Annotated in this window: 19 protein-coding genes and 1 other RNA gene; 4 read left to right on the top strand and 16 right to left on the bottom strand. The window is 69.3% G+C overall.

Annotated features, from left to right (window positions below; translation table 11 throughout):
* Nucleotides 1–8 precede the first annotated feature (8 nt).
* The 11 genes from FDZ84_RS20435 to cobC form a co-directional block, all read right to left on the bottom strand.
* A complete protein-coding gene (locus tag FDZ84_RS20435) occupies nucleotides 9–2039 on the bottom strand; it encodes a hypothetical protein (RefSeq protein ID WP_246868301.1) in 2031 nt (676 codons plus the stop codon).
* Nucleotides 2036–6106 carry an ATP-binding protein gene (locus FDZ84_RS39055; RefSeq protein ID WP_246868300.1) on the bottom strand — a complete coding sequence of 1357 codons (4071 nt, stop codon included), beginning with the start codon at nucleotides 6104–6106 and terminating at the stop codon, nucleotides 2036–2038. Before FDZ84_RS39055 ends, FDZ84_RS20435 begins: the two co-directional genes overlap by 4 nt.
* Nucleotides 6081–6596, bottom strand: coding sequence for a hypothetical protein (locus FDZ84_RS20415; RefSeq protein ID WP_168587215.1), 516 nt, complete (start codon nucleotides 6594–6596; stop codon nucleotides 6081–6083). Before FDZ84_RS20415 ends, FDZ84_RS39055 begins: the two co-directional genes overlap by 26 nt.
* A 6-nt stretch (nucleotides 6597–6602) precedes the next feature.
* Nucleotides 6603–6896, bottom strand: coding sequence for a hypothetical protein (locus tag FDZ84_RS20410; protein WP_010695437.1), 294 nt, complete (start codon nucleotides 6894–6896; stop codon nucleotides 6603–6605).
* Nucleotides 6897–7452: 556 nt separating this feature from the next.
* The gene (locus FDZ84_RS20405) at nucleotides 7453–9681 is read right to left on the bottom strand and encodes a glycosyltransferase family 39 protein (RefSeq protein WP_168587214.1); all 2229 of its coding nucleotides are present in this window, start codon (nucleotides 9679–9681) and stop codon (nucleotides 7453–7455) included.
* 730 nt (nucleotides 9682–10411) lie between these two features.
* Nucleotides 10412–10807: RNase P RNA component class A (gene rnpB, locus FDZ84_RS20400), an RNA gene on the bottom strand.
* A gap of 242 nt (nucleotides 10808–11049) precedes the next feature.
* Nucleotides 11050–11298 carry a hypothetical protein gene (locus FDZ84_RS20395; RefSeq protein WP_168584111.1) on the bottom strand — a complete coding sequence of 83 codons (249 nt, stop codon included), beginning with the start codon at nucleotides 11296–11298 and terminating at the stop codon, nucleotides 11050–11052.
* Between the two features lie 488 nt (nucleotides 11299–11786).
* The gene (locus tag FDZ84_RS20390; protein ID WP_168587213.1) at nucleotides 11787–12974 is read right to left on the bottom strand and encodes a bifunctional RNase H/acid phosphatase; all 1188 of its coding nucleotides are present in this window, start codon (nucleotides 12972–12974) and stop codon (nucleotides 11787–11789) included.
* Nucleotides 12971–13702 carry a zinc ribbon domain-containing protein gene (locus tag FDZ84_RS20385; protein WP_168587212.1) on the bottom strand — a complete coding sequence of 244 codons (732 nt, stop codon included), beginning with the start codon at nucleotides 13700–13702 and terminating at the stop codon, nucleotides 12971–12973. The genes FDZ84_RS20390 and FDZ84_RS20385 overlap by 4 nt, the downstream gene beginning before the upstream one ends.
* The gene (locus FDZ84_RS20380) at nucleotides 13699–14553 is read right to left on the bottom strand and encodes a Nif3-like dinuclear metal center hexameric protein (RefSeq protein WP_168590209.1); all 855 of its coding nucleotides are present in this window, start codon (nucleotides 14551–14553) and stop codon (nucleotides 13699–13701) included. The genes FDZ84_RS20385 and FDZ84_RS20380 overlap by 4 nt, the downstream gene beginning before the upstream one ends.
* Nucleotides 14554–14560: 7 nt before the next feature.
* Entirely contained in the window at nucleotides 14561–15610 is a 1050-nt protein-coding gene (gene cobC / locus FDZ84_RS20375; protein WP_168587211.1) for an Rv2231c family pyridoxal phosphate-dependent protein CobC, read from the bottom strand.
* Nucleotides 15611–15821: 211 nt separating this feature from the next.
* On the opposite strand from cobC, the gene FDZ84_RS20370 reads away from it, so the two are divergent.
* Complete coding sequence (locus FDZ84_RS20370; protein ID WP_168587210.1) at nucleotides 15822–16073, top strand: hypothetical protein; 252 nt, start codon at nucleotides 15822–15824, stop codon at nucleotides 16071–16073.
* Nucleotides 16074–16140: 67 nt separating this feature from the next.
* Complete coding sequence (locus FDZ84_RS20365; protein ID WP_168587209.1) at nucleotides 16141–16395, top strand: hypothetical protein; 255 nt, start codon at nucleotides 16141–16143, stop codon at nucleotides 16393–16395.
* Between the two features lie 52 nt (nucleotides 16396–16447).
* On the opposite strand, the gene FDZ84_RS20360 is transcribed toward FDZ84_RS20365, so the two are convergent.
* The 5 genes from FDZ84_RS20360 to FDZ84_RS20340 form a co-directional block, all read right to left on the bottom strand.
* Complete coding sequence (locus tag FDZ84_RS20360; protein ID WP_168587208.1) at nucleotides 16448–16909, bottom strand: Imm1 family immunity protein; 462 nt, start codon at nucleotides 16907–16909, stop codon at nucleotides 16448–16450.
* Complete coding sequence (locus tag FDZ84_RS20355) at nucleotides 16906–17652, bottom strand: DddA-like double-stranded DNA deaminase toxin (protein ID WP_210435017.1); 747 nt, start codon at nucleotides 17650–17652, stop codon at nucleotides 16906–16908. Before FDZ84_RS20355 ends, FDZ84_RS20360 begins: the two co-directional genes overlap by 4 nt.
* A 280-nt stretch (nucleotides 17653–17932) precedes the next feature.
* Entirely contained in the window at nucleotides 17933–18277 is a 345-nt protein-coding gene (locus tag FDZ84_RS20350) for a hypothetical protein (protein WP_168587206.1), read from the bottom strand.
* Complete coding sequence (locus FDZ84_RS20345; RefSeq protein WP_168587205.1) at nucleotides 18274–18483, bottom strand: hypothetical protein; 210 nt, start codon at nucleotides 18481–18483, stop codon at nucleotides 18274–18276. Before FDZ84_RS20345 ends, FDZ84_RS20350 begins: the two co-directional genes overlap by 4 nt.
* Entirely contained in the window at nucleotides 18480–18716 is a 237-nt protein-coding gene (locus FDZ84_RS20340) for a zinc finger protein (RefSeq protein WP_168587204.1), read from the bottom strand. Before FDZ84_RS20340 ends, FDZ84_RS20345 begins: the two co-directional genes overlap by 4 nt.
* A 496-nt stretch (nucleotides 18717–19212) precedes the next feature.
* On the opposite strand from FDZ84_RS20340, the gene FDZ84_RS20335 reads away from it, so the two are divergent.
* Both FDZ84_RS20335 and FDZ84_RS20330 read left to right on the top strand, forming a co-directional pair.
* Nucleotides 19213–20067 carry a helix-turn-helix transcriptional regulator gene (locus tag FDZ84_RS20335; RefSeq protein WP_168587203.1) on the top strand — a complete coding sequence of 285 codons (855 nt, stop codon included), beginning with the start codon at nucleotides 19213–19215 and terminating at the stop codon, nucleotides 20065–20067.
* Nucleotides 20064–20255, top strand: a complete 192-nt coding sequence (locus FDZ84_RS20330; RefSeq protein ID WP_168587202.1) for a DUF397 domain-containing protein — start codon at nucleotides 20064–20066, stop codon at nucleotides 20253–20255. Before FDZ84_RS20335 ends, FDZ84_RS20330 begins: the two co-directional genes overlap by 4 nt.
* Nucleotides 20256–20550: the final 295 nt, after the last annotated feature.

Genomic DNA, 20550 nt, shown 5'->3' with positions numbered 1-20550 from the left:
TCTTCCGCTCAGCCATCGGCTACCTCCAGCCCTCGGGAAGGCCGGTAGACCACGTAGACCGGCCGGCCGGCCACGACCTCCATCTCCGCTCGGCGCGGTGCCGGTTGTTCCGGCGGTCCGGGGACCGGGGAACCGGCCGTGCGCGACGGGATCAGCACCGGATCTTCGTCCATCCCATCCCATTTGGCATCCGCCACCGGGTTGGTATCGACCACTCGGCTCGTGCTCCGTGCCTCCGGCAGCGCCGCCGCTCCGCCTGGTCGGCGCGCCGCGCCTCCGGCGGGCAACGCGGTTCCCGCGCCCGCCGCCACCGCGGCCGGCGCGTCGCGGTCCAACCGCTGCGCGGTCGCCGCGACCGACATGTGCTGTGCCTCCGGACGGCTCCGCCGGCGGCCGCGCTGCGGCGTCCCGTGCTCCTCGTCGGGATCCATGTCGCGCACCTGGTCCCAGAAGTTGCCGCCCTCTTCCTCCGACCGCCCGCGCCCGCGGAACTTGGCGAACAGGCCCTGCGGGGCGCGCGGCATGGCGCGGCCGACGGTGCCCACCGACAGCTGGACCATCTGGCCGATCCGCCGGACCGGCTTGGCCACCAGCAGGAACACCACCGTGACCAGCGCGGCGAGCAGGATCTGGGTCAGCGCCGAGAATCCGCGCAGCGGGTCGAAGATCCAGGTCAGGATCAGGGTGTGCAGCCCGGCCAGCGCCGAGATCATGACCACGTTGAGCACTGCGGCCCCGGCCACCCGGCCGATGGTGCGCAGCACCTGGTGGTAGATCAGCGCAACGAGCCCGATCAGCGGCCCGGCCAGGATCAGCACCCGAAGCAGCACCTGGGCGAGCAGGATCGTCGCCTTCGCCAGCAGCTGGAACGCCGCGTAGGACAGGCCCTGCACCAGGGCCAGCATCCCGGAGCCGACGCGGCTGCCGTCGACACCCTGGAAGTAGCCGTAGGAACTGCCCATCTTGCCGGCGACGTCCTCGAAAGCCTGCTTCTTCGGCTCCGGTGAACCGGCGTCGGCCCCGTCGTTGACCTCCTGCTTGGTCCACGCCTGCGCGCGCAGCAGCTCCCGGCCGAACTGCTGGGCCTGCGGGGAGTCGGGCGAGCCGAACTCGCCGCGCAGCCAGTTGCGGTAGATGACCTGGTCGTGCAGCAGCGTCGGCAGCGCGTTGGCCTCGTCGACGCCGACCTCCCGCAGGAACCCCGCCTGCACCGCCGAGGTCCCGGTGATCACCACGTCGTCCAGCGCGTGCGTGTAGACCAGCGGCGTCAGGTAGGTCGCGGAGGCGAACCAAAGCCCCGCCAGCGCCCACATGCCCCGCTTGCCGATCGTGGCCAGGTCGCCCTGCCAGATGTAGCGGAACAGCACTATCGCCAGCACCAGCGCGACCAGCCCGAACCACGGGGTGAACACGCTGTCGTAGAGCGCGACGGTGCCGGTGGCGATGACGTCGTCCAGCGGGTCCATCAGGTCGCCGTTGAGCAGCGCGTAGTGGAGGCCGTTGGTGGCGCCGACGAGGTTCTTGGCGACGTTGAACATCTCGTTGCCGAGCCACGTGTCGACCAGCGCGTTCGGATTGGTCACGCCCTGTGGGCCGCAGCCGAGGTCGTAGGTGTGCCAGACCAGGCCTGCGTAGCCGACCTCGTCGTAGGCGCTGCCCGGATTCCCGACACCCATCGGCGCGGGATCCAGCGCTCCGACCATGCCCGAGCCCGGTCGCTCAGGATTGGGCGCTTCCTTGCAGTCGAAGCCCTGACCCCAGGCCGGGGCGCCGATCAGCGCCTGGATCGCGATCAGCCCGGCGACGAGCGCGAACGCGCGGCGCTTGGGCGCGGTCCGCTTGGGTGCGGTGTGCTTGGGTGCGGTGTGCTTGGGTGCGGTGTGCTTGGGTGCGGTGTGCTTGGGTGCGGTGTGCAATTTCAATGGAAATCGAAGGTCCGATTTCCATTGAAATTGCGTTCGGGTCTCACGCCGCCGCCGAAGTCGCAGGGCCATGACGATCACCGCGGCCAGCACGGTCACCAGAACTGCGCCGCTCACCGCGCGTCTTCTCCACCCCGCTCGCCCGGCCGACCGGTCGAGCGCTCGCTGCCGTCATCGGTGTAGCCGATGCCGACCGTTTCGAGCTCGAATTCGTCGAACGTTTCGAAGTCGTCCGCGTACGCCTCGGCCGAGCGCAGCGCCGGGACGCTGGAGTCGGAGTTCGCGCCGTTGTCGACCGGCTGCAGGGCCCGGCGTTCGACGCGGTCGTCGGCGGACGGCGTGGTGTCCAGCGCGTCGCGCAGGTGTTCCAGGTGCGGGCCGGAGAAGTCGATGCGGATCTTCTCCACCCCGCCGGCCCCGTCGCCGAAGATGAACTGGCGCGGCGAGTGGTCCCGCTCGGTGGCGTTGCGGGCCGGGCCGGGGCGGCGGCCCAGCGCCGCCACCACCTGTTCGTACCCGGCGCCGACTGGCACCTTGAGCAGCCGCAGCGCGTCGGCCTGCGCCTGCTCGTCGTCCAGCCGCCCGATGAACACCGAGTCCAGCAGGGAAACGAAGCCCTGGATGCGCAGGAAGTCCGCCGGGATCTGGCTGGACAGCAGGACTCGGACGTTCCACTTCCGGGAGTCGCGGGCGAACCGGTTCATCAGCACCCGGCCGGTCGGCACCTCGGAGAGGAAGAACGCCTCGTCGATCCACACGCCCTTGCGCTCGTTCTTGGGCCGCTCGTAGATCGACCGCTGCGTCAGCCAGGCGGCCAGGTTGAGCATCTCGACGCCAAGCGCCTCCGCGTCGGTCCAGTGCTCCCGGCCGACGCCGTCCTTAGGCAGCGTCAGGCCCGCCATGGTCAGCACCGTGAGCCGGTCCTCGCGGCGCTCGGAGTACGGGTCGGCGTTGACCTCGGGGATCAGCAGCGACATCCGCTCCCGGATCTCGTCGAGGAAGTCGGCCACCACCACGGCGTGCTCGTGGTGTTCGCTCGCGTCACGGCGCAGCGCCTCGAAGACCATGCCCGGGTGGGCGTCGGGCCGGCCGCCGACGGCGCGGACCGCGCGCAGCAGCACGATCCGGGTCTGCGGCAGCCGCGCCACCTCGTACGGCAGCAGCCCGGTCAGCACGTCGAGCACCAAGCGGCGGCGGGTGGCCGCGGCCAGCGCGCGCTCGCGGCGCCAGCTGCGCTCCGGGTCTTCCTCGTCGACGAAGTGCTCCAGTTCCGGCTCCGCGACCACCCGGTACGGGTTGAGGATGCCGGGCTGGGCGTTGAGCAGGTTGATCGGCCGGGCGTAGGGCCGCAGCTCGGGCAGCTCGCACAGCGCGGCCAGTGGTCCGGACGGGTCCAGCAGCGTCCAGTGCGCCCCGGAGCGCAGCGTCTTGTAGACGGTGCCGCCGCCGAGGAAGGAGTTGTGCGTGGGGATGCACGTCTCCCCGGCCAGATACATGTGGTCCGCGTTATCCACCTGGACACAACGCACCGGAACAGATTCCACCGGCACTACATCGGCGATGTAGCGATAGCGGTTCGTGTCCCGAATGCTCGGATTGAGCCGCGCCAGCTTCCGCGAGAGCCGGAACACCTTGTCCGAGGTGGTGAACGAGACGATGTAGGCGGTCGAGGTGTGCGGATGCCGCCCCGTTACCCGCTTCGTGCGCAACCGAGCCTGGTATCCCAGTCCCAGCACCAACTCGTGAACATCCCGAGCCAGTCGCTGGTTCGTCACGGAGAACTCGATGCCACCCGACGGCTTGCAGTACCCATCCATATCGAGCAGACCGGCGAGCAACGCGCGGCGCTGCCTTTCGGACGCCCGTAGGTAGGCGGCCGGGATGTGCTTGTTGTCCAGCAGGCCCATCCGCCGCAAATTCTGCTGCACCGCACCCGGCAAGCCGTAATCCCGTTGCGACGGACGATACCGGCACTCCTGGCCGGCAAACTCGATCTCGTCGATGATCTCACGATCGAAGACCGTGATGGCCGCTCGACACGAGGTGCCGTCGCCGAGCCACGCCCCAAGCAGGTACGGCTCGACAGGCAAATCGGCTTCCGGCAGGTCGAACGCCGCTGCGACCGGAACCGCATGGTTTCGCTGCCCGCCGGAACTGAGCGTCGCAGCGATCTCAGCGGTCGTATGGATCGTGGGGCGCTGATTGACCTCCAGCGAGATCTCACCACGGCGCTGGTGCCCGCGAACGAAACGCGAATAGTAGACCGTGCCATCGCTGCGGGCGTCAGGGGTGCGCCGGTAAGTCCACGCCTTCGTCGGCTGCCCACAGCCGCAGGCGCAGCTACCCGGAGGCGGTTCCGGGCTCGGCATCGTGGCGGCCGCCAGGCGGAGTCGTTCCGCTAGCCGGTTCTGGGCCTTCCAGTCCTTCCTCGTCCGGGTCAGCCATTGATGCTGCGCGTCGGCGCGGATCACTGACCCATCCGCGAACACCACGTCATAACACGGACGATCGAGCAAAACGTCGGTTGCCGCGATCACGCGAGTCGGCTTGCCATCCATTCCCAGCAGTTGATCGCCGACCTTGACCTCACCCATCGTGGTCCAGCCAGTCGGTGTGGGCAGCGGGGTGTCCAGGGCAAGCGCCTTGCCCCCACCCAACCCGGCGACTATTGCGGTCAGGCCGGAAGCGTCGCGGATCTCCTGCGCCATCCACGGGTCCCAGGCCACCGGGCGGCGGGTCGCGGTGCAGGTCTCGCCGAGCAGGACGCCACGCCGGTCGCCGACCTCCGCGGTCGCCTGCGGCACCGCGGAAGCCGCCCAGACCACCGATCCTCGGCGCAGGTAGGCGCTGTTGGCCAACGGCTCGCCGGGGATGAATTCACGGGCCATCGCGTACTGCGCTTCGGGGTGCTCGATGGCGACCTTCGGCTTGTACAGGTCGAGGATCTGCTGCGCCAACCGCAGCGCGTCCCGCTCGGTGGGGCCGGAAACCGCCAGCCGCCACCAGGATTTGACCCGGGTGGCCAGCGCGGTGAAGCCGGAGGTCATCTCGTCGTCGACCTCCAGCACCCGGCCCGCCTGCCGGGCCAGCGAGGTCGGCGGCTCCAGGCCGTGCTCATCGGTGTAGTGCCGCACCTGGGAGCGCACCTTGTTCATCTGCCGCTGCAGCTCGCCGCCGACGTCTTCGGGGCGCCGCACGTAGATCCGCGCGGACCACTCGACGGGCGCGGGCAGCCGGTCGGAGTGCTGCACCCAGGGGTCGTCGATCTCCGGGATCTGCAGGCCGTGGGTCTGCCCGACGGTGAGCACCGCGAGGTGCCGGGTGACGCCCGCGTTCGAGCCGGTGCGGCCGCGCACCGTCACGGTCGGCGCGTACGGGTCCTGGTGCATGTCGGAGGCGTCGGTGAAGGACGCGAGGTCCTCCGGTTCCCACGGAGCGCCGGGCACCGCGGGCAGGTTGCGCGGCGCGGGCAGGCCCAGCGAGCACGAGCGGTGCATCAGCCAGGAGATCTCCTCGGCGCTCACCGGACGCCCGTCCAGCCCGGCCGAGCCGATCACCTGGTCCAGGTGCTCGATCTCGCTGTCCAGTGCGACGAGTTCGGCGTCCACCGCTTCCGGGAACACCCGGCGCAGCAGCGGCGCGGCGCGTTCGACGGCGCGGTCCACCACGTTGCGGGTCTGCACCTGGACGCCCAGGTAGACCTCTTTCTCCGCCATGGAACGGCCCATCAGCTGCTGCTGCTCGCCGACCATGTAGTCGTCGAAGGACAGCGCACCGGGCGCGTCCGGCATGGGGTTGCGCGCGTTGTGCACGTGCGCCTCGGCCCACATCCTGATCGGGTAGGGCCGGTTCGTCACGCGCAGGTGCATCCAGCGGCCCTGCAGTTCGGCGTACTGGCCGGCGATCGCGGCGATCAGGTCCTGGCGCTGTGAATCGGAGCGGAAGGACCAGCGCTGCGGCGAAAGCCGGTACCAGGCGAACACGTCCTGGCCGGTGCGCAGCACGTGGCCGTCGATCGACCGCGCGGCGATCGACGGCGTGTAGTTCGGGATGGACTGCTCGTCGCTGGGTCCGCGGCCGCGTTTGCTTTGCTTTCCGCTGGCGCTGCGGACCTTGCCGTTCGAACCGCGGGGACCCGGAACCTGGTGCGTGTTGCGCTCACGGCCTCGCCGGCGACCGAACACCGCGAACCTCCTTGCTACGCGTGCGCCTGCTGGGAACCGTGCCGCGGGCCGCCGGCTGCCTGGACCGGGCGGGCCGCTGCGGTTGCTGCGGCTGCTGCGGGCGAACCCGCTTGGATTTCTTCCTGGGCCGAGGACGCTGCGCCTTCACCCTGATTCGCGCCGCGCTGGCGGCGCCGCCCGTGCCGGACGTCTTCTCGCGGGGCGCGGTGAGCTCGCGGAGCCACATCACCAGCACCGCACCCAGCGGGCGTTCGTGCCCGATCCGGGAGCAGATGATCCGGGTGACGACGACCGTGATGACCACGGCCCACGCGGTGGAGAAGAAGCCGAAGCCGATGTTCATCCGGCGCTCGACCCCGAGCACGATCAGGAACACCACGAGCCCCACGCCCCAGGCGACGTAGCGGGCCCGCCACGGGAAGGTCGCATTGGGTGGGCCGAGCCAGACCGCGTCGACCCGGTAGATCTCGTCGTCGGTCCGTATTCGCACGCCGGATCACCCGCCGCTGGTGCTGAACAGGCCAGCGATGAATGTGCCGATGTTGACACCCGCCCCGTTGACGGCGAGACCGATGATCGCGAGCGCGACGATCACCCCGCCGACGCGGCGCATGACGCCCGCGTTGTCGCCCTTGCCGCCGCCCAGCCACAGCAGCAGGATCGCGACGGTGAGCAGCAGCAGCGGCAGCAGGTTTTCGAGGATCCAGCCCTGAATGCCTCCCGTGCCCACCTGTGTCTGCTGCGCCAGTACGTCCAGTTGCGCCAGTGTTTCCAGCGGCATGGCGGTCATCTCTTTATCCCTGCTTGCGCTGAGTGTCGTCGGGTCGGTACCTCAGCGTTCCGGGCCAGCCCCGGCACGCAGGTACGAGTAGAACATGACATGGTCACCAGAAGTAGTGGTTGCGAGTTCCGGTGTGGCGGAATCGGTCGCACGTAGCCGTCGCCGTCACGCCGTGAATAGGCCTTTCGGGCAAACCACTTTCGGCGCACCACCGAGAAGAAGACGCTCACCAGGCCGGTTCTGGTCTGGATCAGTATGGCTGTTCACCCGCTTGCGAGCCCCTTCGTAACACACCGTGCACGTTTCCGGTGAGCCAGTGGATTTCCGCACATCGCGTCATGATGCACCCGACCGGATCACGCGAATGTGAAATCGCGGGGCCGGATCGGAACAAGGTGATCTTGGCGCGCCAACTCAGGGTAGCGGTTCGGGTACAGCGACCGGCGGGCAGGGCCGTCACCCGACGGAGACCGGCCGGGTGCACAGTGGACGATTCACGATTCCGGCGGGCTACCCGGAAGCCGGACGCCCCGGCATTCGGCCGGGACGTCCGGAACTGGAGCGGTCACTGGCTAGCCCAGTACGAGTAGGACTGGTAATCCGGATAGGGGCCGAGGAATTCCTGCAACGGGCCCAGTTCGATGGTCACGGCCGAATCGGTGACCAGCTCGGCGGCGATCTCGAAGGTGGTCTCCACCCAGCCGCGCGGATCGGCGTCGAACTGCCAGATGCCCGCGACCTTCCCGTTCACCTCGACCTGGACGGCCCGGGAACCGGTCGGCTCGTCGGCCTCCGGCTCGGTCGCATCGATGCGCGCCATGACCGTCAGCGGCTGGTGCGGGATCAAGTCATGGAAGGTGAAGCTCTCGCCGCCGATGACGTGCCGACCGCTGTCGACCACGTCGCCGCCGTCGGGCCCGGTGACCGTCTTGACGTGGGTTTCCGGCTGGAAGCCCTGGTGCGCCGGGATCACCTGGTAGTCGTGCCGTTCCTCGTCGCGCAGGTCGGCGACGTTGAGGCGGTCGCGGATCTGCCCGTTCGGCGCCTGCAGCGGCTCGGCGCCGGAACCCAGCGCGTTCCAGTCGGCCTGGTAGATGGTCACCTTGTTGCAGGTCCGCGCCGCCTGGCAGGCCGACATCCCGCCGATCGTGGTGTGCGAGAAGGCCGGCGACTTCAGCTCGAAGGTGGTCAGCTCGCGGCCGAACAGTCCGCCCTCACCGAGGCCATGCACGCTCCAGGAGTCGAAGATGGCGAAGTAGTCCGGCCGCTGCTGCTGCGGCAGGTGCCGAAGTTCCTCGTAGAGGCTGCCCGCACCGTGCAGGTTCGGGGTGGCGAACCCGGTGGTGGCCAGACCAATCAGGTCGACCACGTAGCGGTCCGAGAAGTAGGCGATCGCGCCGACGTCGTTGACCGCGACGCTCGCCCCGCGCGGCAGGTGCCCCTTGATCCAGTGGCTGATGGTCACCTGCTGGTCCCGGATCCCGGCGGCCTGCTGCGCCTGCCGCAGGCTCCACGCCGGCAGTTGGGAGACGGTGAAAAGCAAGGCCACCACGACGCCGCCGACCAGCACGGACCGCCGCGCGCCACCGGTGAACAGCTGCGCCGCCGAGTGGATCCCGATGACGCCGAACAGCAGCAGGATCGGCATCAGCGGCTGAACGTAGCGCATGTGGTGGATGTCGGAATACTCCAGCGTCGACACCGAGGCCAGCACCAGCACGACCCCGAGCCCGGCGGCCAGCGCCAGGCCGCGCCACTGCGGGAACCGCCGGAACAGCCCGATCACGCCCGCCACCGCGAGCAGCAACGCACCGGGGAAGACGTAGTCCTGAGTGGACAGTCCGGTGAAAGCGTCCAGGAAGATGCGGAAATTGCTGAGCACCTTGTCCGCGACTTCCAGCGGGTACACCGCCGGCATGTGCAGCAGCGACTTGGCCAGCACGCCGTTCTGCTCCGCCGAACCCGTCGCGGACCAGTAGTACAGGTACTGGGCCCCGGCGGCGTAGACCGGCAGGCCGATCCAGAGGATCCGGCCGATCACGCGCGGCCAGGCCGCGCGGGTGCCGCGGGCGTGCGCGATCACGTGCCAGATCATCGCCAGGCCGAGCATCCCGGCGAACAGCAGCGCTTCGGTCCGGGTCAGCGCGGCCGCCACCGCGACCAGCGGAGTCCAGACGAACCGGCTCTGCGCGCGCTCGCCGGTGAACACCAGCAGCAGCGAGACGAGCAGGAAGGCGACGAACGCGATCTCCATGCCGCTGGTGGCGCCCCAGGCCAGCGGGCCGCTGAGCGCGACGAGCAGCCCGGCGAAGAGGCCGGCCTGGCGGCCGACGAGCCGGGCGCCGAGCCGGTAGGTGCCCGCGGCGGTCAACGCCAGGCACAGCGCGCCGAACGTCATCGCGAACGGCAGGAAGGCCGCGCCCTGGACGCCCAGCGCGTAGGCGCCGCCGAGGATCAGCACGTAGAGGAGGCTGCTCGCGCCGGTGCTGATCGGGTCACCGGTGTTGTACTGCAGGAAGTGCCCGGTACCGATCTGGCGCGCGTACTGCAGGTGGATGTAGGCGTCGTCGACCGGGGGGATGAAGTTCCACTGGTTGTAGGCCAGGTTCACGGCCAGGAATAACGCGCTGACGAGGAACGACAGCCCGCCGATCGACCACGCGGCGGCATCCCGGAAGGGACGTCCGGCAGATCGCGAACCGCCCGCGACCGCCGCCGCGGTGGTCCGCTCGCCCGGAATGTCGGCGGGTAACTCGTCGTGTTCGTCGGCGCTGGGCGCCACGAATCTCGTCATTCTGGCTCCGAAGGTGAATCAGCGCGTTTCAACGCGCGAGGAGGAAGAAGGTTCCCGACTGGTGGCGGTTAAAACCGGCGCGGCGTTGCGGACTCCTGAGAAACCGATGCCGTTCCGGCACCGATCGCCCCGACCTCAAGAACCCACGACGTCACCTTCCGCAATCGAACGCACGCTGAGAAAACTCGCAAAACGCCCATCGTGCGCACCAAGAGGTTAACCCGTCCGGCTGAACAAACGATCTCCGGGTCAATCCCCAGACCACCACGATCAACGCCGCACGAGCACCTCGCCGAAGCCCGGCCCGCGAACCCCCGCCCGGACGCAACCGGCTCCACCAATCGGCGCAACCACGCACCCCCACAACGGCCGCCACGATCAGGCCAACGAGCCGCGCAGCCACCCAGGCAACGACCACCACGACAAGCAAAGCAACGCCCGCCCAAAGCGCCCCCGCAGCGGAGCCGCTCATCTCGCCCATGCAAGCCCATGCAACTGTCACCGCGACGCGCAAAGCGACGCCCTGCTCGAGTCGACACAAGCGCGAAGCCGCTTGGCCCACGCACGCAACTCGCACCGCGGCGGGTTCTCAGACCGTGCCCATCCTGTCGGGGCTCTTGGCGAGGCCGATCCACGAAGCCGCGTAATAGGCGGGGATCCCGCTGACTAGGCGGCGTCTGAGTTCCGCTACCCACACCGCCACGCGAAACGAACCTGGAAGCAAGAGGGGCGGATGAGTCGGCCTGTAAGCCGGATTCTGTTTTCGGGGGCCTTGCGGCCTGCCCGGTCGGTGACCATCCATCTGGGCCTGCCGTCGCCGACAGGCTCGTGCGGCCTACCCGCGGACCTCGGGCGAGCAGCCCTCGAACGTCCGCGCAGACGCCTGGCCGGCGTCCTCTTGGCCTTGCTCCGGGTGGGGTTTACCTAGCCACCCCGGTCACCCGGGGTGCTGGTGGTCTCTTACACCACCGTTTCACCCTTACCCGGCGAAAGTTCGCCGGGCGGTCTGTTCTCTGTGGCACTGTCCCGCGGGTCGCCCCGGGTTGCTGTTGGCAACCACCCTGCTCTGTGGAGTCCGGACTTTCCTCGACGGGATCGCTCCCGCCGCAGTCACCCAGCCGACTCATCCGCGGATCTGATTCTAGTCCGTGCGCGCCCCCCGCAACCCGGGTGGTCGCCCGGGGAGGGGTGGGGTGGCGATTTCGCGCGAAATCGCCACCCGCCAGGCGTGGCGAACGGCGATTTCGCGCGAAATCGCCACCCCGCTCAACCGAGCTGCTCCGCGGGGCGGGAGTCGGCTCCGGTCAGCTTCTGGAGGGCGGACCGGGTCGGCGCCGATCCGGTCCAGGCCGCGTAGCCCCGCGCCGATCACCGGCGGGCCACGACGATGCGGACGTCCACCTCAGGCGAGACCTTCGCGCAGCGCCGCCGGATGTCCGGCACCAGTCGCCGCCCGGCCCCGGTGAGCACCCCCACCACCGAGGACCACCGTCGTGGCTCATCGACCAGCCCCAACCGGCGCAGGGTCACGGTGGCGAGCAGCCCGATCTTCTCGGAGAGGCGATCGACCACCTCCGCGGCGATCGAGTCGCCGCCGTCGGCCACCTCGAACAGCACCGGGCACAGCTCGTGCAGTGCTCCTCCGGGCCGCCTGCGTCAGGGCGTGGACCAACTGCACCGCAGCCTCCGAGTAGTAGGCCCCGCCGCGCTGCGCCAGCTCTTCCGGCTGGGCGGTCACTCATCCGTCACCCGGGGTGGGCGCAATTTCGCGAGAAATTGCGCCCACCCCGGGTGACCACCGGCCGGGTCGGCGTACCGCTTGAGCAGGTCGCGTTCGACGTCGGCGACTAACCCACCTCACACACGTCAATGGTCTGAACCAGCGAATTTCACGTCCGCACCGACCCGAGCCGAGCGCCCGGCCAACCCAGAACCGCGAGCACTTCCCGGCGCCACCCAGGCCACCCCGAGCCGCTGCCCCGATCGGAGCGCCGAAAACGTCCACCCCAGACGGATCTGTTCAGATGGAGGGCACCCCTGACGGGCTGTGCCGGTCGCCGACCGTGCCGGTCAGAAGTGCCCTTCACTCGTCGCCCGAACGGGCGTCAGGACCAGTGGGAGATGTCGTTGACCAGGCGGACCGAGGCGTTGCCGTCGGGGTAGAACTCCACGATGGACAGCGATGCCAGGTCCAGGTGGAGGCGGTAGAACATCGACGGGCCGACGTCCAGGCCCAGCCGCAGCAAGGCCTTGATCGGGGTCACATGGCTGACCAAGATGATCGTCTGACCCGCGTACTGCTCCAGGAGATCGTCGCGGGCCCGCGTGACCCGCTGGAAGACCTCGTCGAGGCTTTCGCCGCCCGGCGGCAGGACGCTCGGGTCGCCGAGCCACTTGCGGTGCAGCTGCGGGTACTGCTCGGAGGCCTCGCCGAAGGTGAGGCCCTCCCAATCGCCGAAGTCGGTTTCCAGCAGGCCGTCGTGGAAGTGCAGTTCGCCGCCGGTGGCGTCGACCACCGCCTGCGCGGTCTGCCGCGCCCGGGTCAGCGGCGAGGCGATCACCGGCGCGACGCCATCCTGGGTGATCACCCCGTCCATCGCGGCCAGCCGCTTGCCCGCCGCGCGCACCTGCCGCTCCCCCAGCGGGGTCAGCGCGACATCGCCCCGACCGGAGTACCGCCGGTCCACCGACATCGGGGTCTGACCGTGGCGCAGCAACAGCATCTTCGTCGGCGTGCCATTGGCGCCGAGCCACCCGGACGCGCGGATCCGCGCCCTGCTCGCCCCGGCACCACCGGATCGCGCCGCATCCGCTTCGCCGCCGGAGCTCTCCCCGGCAGCGGGATCCCCGACCGGCCGGGCACCGCCGCCGGACTGGTCGCCGCCCGCCTGCTGGTCCATCGCCTCGTTGGCCAGGCGGTCGGCGTGGGCGTTCTGGGCGCGGGGCACCCACTCCAGGCTCACCTGGTCGAATCCGGCGATCAGCTGCCTCGCCTCGGCGGCCAGCGGCTGCAGGTTCGCGTGCTTGACCTTCCAGCGGCCGGCCAGCTGCTCGATGACCAGCTTGGAGTCCATCCGCACCCCGACTGCGGCAGCACCGAGTTCCGCTGCCGCCCGCAGGCCCGCGATCACGCCCTGGTACTCGGCCACGTTGTTGGTCGTGACACCCAGACCGATCGAGCGCTCCGCGAGCACCTCCCCGGACCCGGCGTCGCGGACCACGGCACCGCATCCGGCCGGGCCGGGGTTGCCCCGCGACCCACCATCGGCCTCGACGACAACCCGCAAGCTCACCGGTTGTCCCCTGTCCGCACCAGGATCGCGCCGCATTCCTCGCAGCGGACCACGTCATCGGCCGCCGCCTCATGCACCTCGGTCAACGCGGTGCGGTCCAGCTCGATCCGGCACGCGCTGCACCTGGCACCCTGCAGCAGTCCGGCGGCGACGCCGCGCTGTGCTCGGATCCGCTCGTAGAGAGCGGTGAGGTCCGCCGGCAACGCCTTGGCGATCAGGTTCCGCTCGCCCCGGCGGCGCGCCTCCGCCACTTCGAGGCCGGCGAGCGCCTCGTCGCGGCGCGACTGGATTTCCGCAAGGCGCTCCTCGGCCGCGGCGAGCGTCTCGCGCGACTTCGTCACGTTCGTTTCGAGCGCCTCGCGCTGCTCCATTACCTCGAGCTGCTCGTCTTCGAGGATGCCCTGCCGGCGGGCGAGCGTCTGCAGCTCGTGCTCCAGGTCTTCGAGCTGCTTCGCGGACGCCCCGGCGGCCATCAGGTCGCGATCCCGCTGCTCCCGGGCGCGCACCTGGTCGACCTCGTTCTCCAGGCGCTTGACCTCGCGGTCCAGGTCGCTGAACGCGGTCTGGGCGACCACCAGCTCGTCGCGTTTGGCCCGCACCTCGCCCTCGGCCTGCCCGATCTGCTCCAGCTCGGGCAGCGTGCGCCGGCGGTGCTCGACGCGGTTGAGTTCCGCGTCCGCCTCCGCGAGATCGAGCAGTCGTCGCTGAACGGCGGGGTCGGCTTTCACGCGAGCGCCCTCCCTGGGTCTGATGCCGCGCCGGCGTGAACGGTCCACGGGTCAGTGCGGCGGGTGGAAACGAGGACTTCGACTGTATCCGGCAACGCGGCGGCGACGGTGTCCGCGGCCTGTTGGCACCACGGCCATTCGCTGGCCCAGTGCGCCACGTCCACCAGGGCCGGCACCTCGGCGCCGGGGACGGCGGCCCGGGCCAGGTGCTCGCCGGCCGGGTGATGCCGCAGGTCTGCGGTCACGTACGCGTCAACACCAGCGGCCGCCGCGGTCGCCAGGTAGGAGTCGCCCGCGCCGCCGCACACCGCGACGGTGCGGATCGGACGGTCCGGATCACCAGCACCGCGCACCCCCCAGGCCGTGGTGGGCAGGTTGTGCGCGACGCGGCGTACGAACTCGTGGAACGGCTCGGCCTCGGGCAGCTCGCCGATGCGCCCCAGCCCGGTTCGGGCGCCTTCCGCGTGCGGGACCAGCGGCCCGGTCACGGTGAGGCCGATGGCCTCGGCCAGCGCATCCGACACGCCCTGCACGGCGCTGTCGGCGTTGGTGTGCGCGCAGTACAAGCCGATCCCGGAACGGATCAGCCGGTGCACGATCCGCCCCTTGGGGTCGTCTGCGGGCACGCCGTGGACCCCGCGCAGCAGCAACGGGTGGTGCGAAACCACCAGCTGCGCACCGAAATCCACCGCTTCGTCCACAGTGGCCTCGACTGGGTCCACGCAGAACAGCACCCGCTGCACGACCGACTCGGGATCGCCGCACACCAGGCCGACCGCGTCCCAGCTCTCCGCCAGATCGGCCGGATATGCCGCTTCCAACGCGCCGATCACCTCTTGTAGCCGAACCACCACCGGCTCACCCCCGTCCCAAGATGTCACGTAAAGCCTTTACCAGCAAAGCGTTCTGCGCCGGATCGCGCACCGCGACCCGCAGGTGATCGGGCCCCAGACCGGGAAACGTGTCGCCCCGGCGGACCGCGATGCCGTGCTGCCGCAACGCATCCCGCACCTCGGCCCCGCCATCCGCCCGAAGCAGCAGGAACGGGGCGCGTGCGGGCATCGCGACCTGCAGCCCCGGAATCCCGTCCAACTCCGCGACCAACCCGGCGCGGTGCTCCTCAAACTCGACCGCGGCCTGCTCCGACTCGGCCAACGCATCCGGCTCGCAGCAGGCGACCACGGCCTCCAGGACCAGCGCGTTGATCGGCCAATGTGGACGGTACCGGCCCAGCCGCCGTAACAGGTCCGGATCGCCCAGCGCATACCCGGCGCGCAATCCGGGAAGGCCCCACATCTTCGTCAGGCTGCGGAACACCAGCAGCCCCGGTTCCCGGCACCCGGCCAGCGACTCCGGCTCGCCGGGCACGGTGTCGCTGAACGCCTCATCGACGACCACCACCCGACCGGGCCGAAGCAGCCGCCGGATCTCCGCCGCCTGATGCAGCACCGACGTCGGGTTGGTCGGATTACCGAGCACCACCAGGTCCGCCTGCTCCGGCACCGCGCCCGCGTCCAGACGATAGCCGTCCGCCGGATCCAGCTGCACCCGTGCCACCTCGACATCGGCGGTGCGAAGCGCCAGCTCTGGCTCGGTGAACGACGGGTGCACCAGCGCCGCGAGGCGGGGGCGCAGCGACGGCAGGAGCGCGAAGCCCTCCGCCGCGCCGGCCAGCAGCAGCACCTCGGAGGCGTCGCGGCCGTGGCGGTCGGCGGCGGCCGCCCGAGCGGCGAGGTCGTCGGCGGCGGACGGGTAGCGGCCGAGACGGTCGAGCGCCGCCGCGAGGCGGTGGCGGAGCCACGCCGGCGGACGGTCCAGGCGGACGTTGACCGCGAAATCGAGCAGGCCCTGCTCGGCGTCAACATCGCCGTGGTGCCGCAACGAATCCTGATCATGTCCGCTGTTCATCCCGGGCAGTCTAACCAGGGCGGAGCCCGGCCCGTGCGCCGCGAAGGGCGGCGGTGACCCCCTCGTGATGTCGAGCCGGACCACAACCTCACCAGAAGGCGCGAACGCCCCCGTTCATCTCAAACAAACCCAGCTGCCCCCGCCGCCGATCCCCAGGCACCGCCGATCCCCATCCGGAGCGAACGGACAGTGATGATGCCCGTCCGGCCGCGTGCGTAGCAACGCCCGGGACGGGTTGTCGTCGAGCTTGCACGGGCTCGGCTACGCCAAGCTCCACGACCTGCCTACCGCTCAGGGTTACTTACGACGGGTAGGAATCGCCGCGGGGCCCGTCCTCCGCGAAACCGGTAGCGCGCCGGGCAAGACGCAGCACCCCGCATACGGAACGGTGAACACCTATCCCGCATGGGTGCTGGAACGCGCATTCGCAGATGTCGCCGTTGCGGCAGGACGCACCGCCTGATCAACCCCGAACCACCTCAACGGGCATCGCAACCGCGGTGCCCGTTTTCTATTGCAGGAGGAAACCCGTGTCCGACCAGCTCACCGCGTGGCTACGCACGATCGTTCCCGCCGCCTGGTCTGCGCTGATCGCCTTGCTGATCACCACCGGCACCCCCGACTGGCTCACCGATCCGCTCGGCGACGCCGGAAACACGCTCGTCGTGCCGGTCGTGCTCGGCGGGGTGTACGCCCTGCTGCGCTGGGCCGAACCACACCTACCGGCGTGGGCCGCCCGGGTCCTGCCCGGATCCAACACACCACCCACGTACCCGACCGAGTAGCAACGCGCCCCGCACCCTTCACCGGGTGCGGGGCGCATTCGGCGTTTTCGGGTCAGTACCACTCGCCGGGTTGCCACTGCACGCACGTCGGCCGCGCCCCGGTACGGCAGTACTCGGCGATGGCCTCGCGCACCCTCTCCAGAGGCAAGGACGCCGAGGCCGGGAAGTCAATCCCGTCGGTGTCCAACGGCAGGACCAGGGTGTCCGGTCCTGCGTCGGGGTTGTAGGAGTCGACCAGGTCGCCGTCCGGCCTGTCCCGGTCGACGTAATTGAGCGCGCCCCAACCGGTCGTCGGCGAAGTAGACACTCGCAGGCGTCCGGTGGGAAACGCGGGGCCGCCAGGCTCGAAGTGCCCGCGGCACGGCCGGTCCCACACATAGACCGCGCAGACCGGGCGCGGCGGATCCTCGACGATCCGCCGCACCAGCGCGTCGACCTCCTCAAGAGTGCCCGCGTAGTGGAATTCGGAGTGGAACACGACCGTAATCACGGTCGCTGTGTCCGTTGCGGTCATGGTCTGGCTTCTCCGTTAATCTCAATCGGTTTCGTAGCGCCCGGCTGCCACACCACCAGGACCGAGCCGAGGGGCAGGATGGCACGCACCGCCGCGCCACATCCGGTGTCCATGTTGCAGACCGCATTGTTCAGCACGATCACGCCGTACGTCTGCCCGGCTTCGCGCATCATCTGGGCGTATTTTGTCTCCACGTGGGTGATCATCGTCGGCGCGCCTCGATCCGAGTGGGGTGTGAACCGATCGCTGTTGTGCAGGGTCAGACGCGCGCTCTCCGAGATGTCCTCCCGGCCGCTGGTGATGCGGAACTCGGTGCCGTCGCGGTCGTAGCCGAAGCCTGTCGTCTGTCCGCCTTCCCACCGGGGCAACCGCTTCCGTATTTGCTCGACCCACCGTCGGTCGTGGGCGGCGTCTGTAGGTATCCGGCCCGCGGTTGAGGGATGTGCGACGCTGCGCGGGGTTTTGTCGACCGCCTGCTGGACTTCCAGACCTCGGCGGTAGGTGGTGATCAGCTCGATCACGCAGGTTGCCGCCTGGTAGGCGTGGATCAACTCGTCGCTGGTCGGCTCCACAGCCGCGAGGACTTCCAGTGCCACCGGGTCGGCGGTGCCTTCCAGTGCGAACCCCAGGACTTCACCGGCTTCGTCGCAGGCGTCCTGTGCGGCGGTAAGAAGGCCGAGGGCGGCCGTGATCCGATCAACCACCTGCGCCAATGCCTGATCGAGATCACCGACCGCCGACACGCCGTCCCCCTCTTGAAGTTCGCCGCGCCGGATAGCGTGGCAGGTCCCCCGGCGCGGTGGGACCGGTTGCGGCGCACTGCCGCTCGTCGACCCCACCACGGCCGCCATGTCGGGTCGGTCGGCCGTTCCGCGCCGGGGGGCTGGGGTGGATGGTCAGACGACGCCGGGGGGCTTCCGTCGCCTGACCATCCGTGTACCTGGCCGACGTGTAGGCGACGGCGCAGGCACGGGGTTGCGGTGGGAACACCGGCCGGGATCGACTGCGGCATCCCCACCGGGCCTACAGCTGCAGCAACGCGGCGACCAGCCGCCGCAGCATTCCGGGATGCCGTGCCATCGCTTCACGGTCATCGACCGGCAAACCAGACTCGACCAGCGGCAGGTGCCGGGTTTCCTCGACGGCAAGCGCCTCGGCCAGATCTCCGCGCATCTGCACGGTCCGCGGCTCGCGCAGCCGGTGCCGGCCATTACCGCGCGTCTCCGCATCCACCCGCGCAACCAGATAGGCAACCGTCAACGCACCCTCGCCGCTACCCGCGTGGCGCGCCGGGGCGTAGTAGAACGTCGCCCACAGCGCGAGCCCGCCGACGCCGAGCAGACCGCTTGCGACCAAAGCGGCAATCATCGCTTTGCCTCCGATAGGTCGATCACAAATGGTTCCGGCGTCTTTCCTTCACCGCGCAGTGCAGCGGCAACCGTTGTGAGCTGGTCGCCGAGTTGCCGGATTTCGTCGTCGCTCCATCGACCGCGCTCAACGTCGTCGGCGGCGTACCCGAGCATCAACACCGTTGCGCGGATCATGCGCCCGATGTGGGCGTGCTCAGCGTTCATCGCGCACCCACCGTCGGCGGCATCGGGACCTCGGCGAGCACATGCGCCGCCGCGTTGCAGTCCGGGCACGTCTCCCACAGCCAAGCCAGCGTCGTGTTTTCCACGGCCAACTGGTAGCCGCACAGGGTGGCCACCACGAAACCGGTGGGATAGCCCTTGCGAGGTTTGGGGTCGGTGCTGGCATGCCGCTTCCCGTCGGCGGGTGCCCAATGAAACGGATGGGGTTGGTACATCACGCCACCGCCTGTGAGGTCGTGACGGGGCCGGTGTCTTTACCGGCGGACACCGGCCCCGTCTGGCCACTCGGCGCCGACCTGGGGGTCCGTCGGCGAGTGGCCGTTTCGTGGTGGATCGACTTGAGCGACGCAGAGGGTGAGACGACGGGGATCGTGCCGTCTCGCCGCGCTGCGTGCCCCCGGCGCTGCCGCAGTTCCGCACTGGAGCAACGCAGGCGCTGCGGAGCGGCCGCAGATTCGTTGAGCAGAGCGGAGATACGCTCGACCGCTGCTCGCTGCTGGCGGTCGCGCGCACGATCGATGGCGATCGCGGTTCCGGCAGCAACTGCCAAGAGGACCAAGAGCACTACACATAGCAACATGTCGCACCCTCTCCGCAACGGGTTGAAACCCAGTTTCTTGGTTCACGACCCATGATCATGGATCATGAACCACATGGGCAATAGCCCGATGGGGCGATCATCAGGCCCAGATATGTGCTTAGGATTGGTTCATGGCGCGATCCAAAGCAGGCAGCCCAAAAGCGCGCACGCTCGGCGCCGAACTGCGCAAAGCACGAGAAGGCAAGGGAATTACGGTTCGGGAGCTGGCGCGCCGCCTGGGAATCGGGCATGCGTGGGTGGTTCGAACCGAAGCCGGGTCACGGCCGACGACCGCTGAGGATGTGACCGCGATCCTGGTTGCACTCGGCGTCTCCGGAGTTGAGCGCGAAAGACTTGTCGAGCTGGCGCGCGAAGCGGACGGCCCGGATTGGTTGCGTGCTGGTATCCCTGGCGTGCATCAAGAGCTTGTGACACTGATCGACTACGAGCGCACCGCGAACGCGATCTCGGAGGTCGCACCGCTACTCGTGCCCGGCGTGCTGCAAACAGCGGACTACGCGCGAGCTGTCATGACGGGCCTTCCGCCAGGCGAGCTCGAAACACGGGTCGCGATGCGCGCCACCAGGCGTGACTTCCTGAGTAGTAGAAAAGCTCCCGCGTTTGAAGCGCTCATCGCGGAGTGCGCATTGACGTCGCCGATCGTTGATGCCGAAACGATGATCGATCAGTATGAGCACATTGAGAAGGTCGCCGACCTGCCCAACGTAACGGTTCGAATCATACGGTCGACGCCACCTCGCTGGACGCCTGCGCATGAGGGCAGGTTCATCATGTTCGAGTTCCCGCAGGCCCCGCCGCTCGTGCACCTCGAACACCTCGGCTCAGCCGCGTTTCTGACCTCGCCGAACGTTATCGACACCTACTCGAAGGCGCTCGGTACTCTCCGCGACGTGGCGATGTCTCCCGCAGAGTCCGCGGAGTTCATCGGCGCTTGTATCGAGAGAGCCAAGGAGACCACCAAGTGACACGACCAACGGGATGGCGGAAGTCGAGCCGATCCGGCCAGAACACGGCATGCGTCGAAGTTGGGCGGGTCAGCGACGGCGCCGCCGTCCGCGACACGAAGGACCGGGCAGCCGGGTACTTCACCGCAACCGCCTGCCAGTGGTCGGCGTTCATCGCCGCAGTAAAGGGTGACCGTTTCGACGCCTGAGACAGCACGGCAGCGCCCGCCTGGTGCCGATATCACCAGGCGGGCGCTGCTGTATGGGTGCTGGAACGCGCATTCGCAGATGTCGCCGTTGCGGCAGGACGCACCGCCTGATCAGCAGCAACCCACACGGGCACCGCGACCGAGGTGCCCGTTTTCCTATTTCAGGAGGAAACCCGTGGTCTGACCAACTCCGATTGTGGCTGCGCACCATCGTGCGCCGCCTGGTCCGCGCTGATCGCTTGGCTGCTCGCGGCCGGCGCCCCCCGACTGGCTCACCGATCCGCTCGGCGAGTAC

The sequence above is a fragment of the Saccharopolyspora sp. ASAGF58 genome, assembly GCF_012277335.1.
Lineage (GTDB): Bacteria > Actinomycetota > Actinomycetes > Mycobacteriales > Pseudonocardiaceae > Saccharopolyspora > Saccharopolyspora hattusasensis.
This window is presented reverse-complemented; position numbering and strand designations above follow the sequence as displayed.

Bases quoted from the DNA above. Each gene is read 5' to 3' on its own strand.
- FDZ84_RS20335 (WP_168587203.1), top strand. From the start codon at position 19,213: ATGGCGCGATCCAAAGCAGGCAGCCCAAAAGCGCGCACGCTCGGCGCC.
- FDZ84_RS20410 (WP_010695437.1), bottom strand. From the start codon at position 6,896: ATGACCGCCATGCCGCTGGAAACACTGGCGCAACTGGACGTACTGGCG.
- FDZ84_RS20405 (WP_168587214.1), bottom strand. From the start codon at position 9,681: ATGACGAGATTCGTGGCGCCCAGCGCCGACGAACACGACGAGTTACCC.
- cobC (WP_168587211.1), bottom strand. From the start codon at position 15,610: ATGAACAGCGGACATGATCAGGATTCGTTGCGGCACCACGGCGATGTT.
- FDZ84_RS20350 (WP_168587206.1), bottom strand. From the start codon at position 18,277: ATGATTGCCGCTTTGGTCGCAAGCGGTCTGCTCGGCGTCGGCGGGCTC.
- FDZ84_RS20360 (WP_168587208.1), bottom strand. From the start codon at position 16,909: ATGACCGCAACGGACACAGCGACCGTGATTACGGTCGTGTTCCACTCC.
- FDZ84_RS20340 (WP_168587204.1), bottom strand. From the start codon at position 18,716: ATGTACCAACCCCATCCGTTTCATTGGGCACCCGCCGACGGGAAGCGG.
- FDZ84_RS20345 (WP_168587205.1), bottom strand. From the start codon at position 18,483: ATGAACGCTGAGCACGCCCACATCGGGCGCATGATCCGCGCAACGGTG.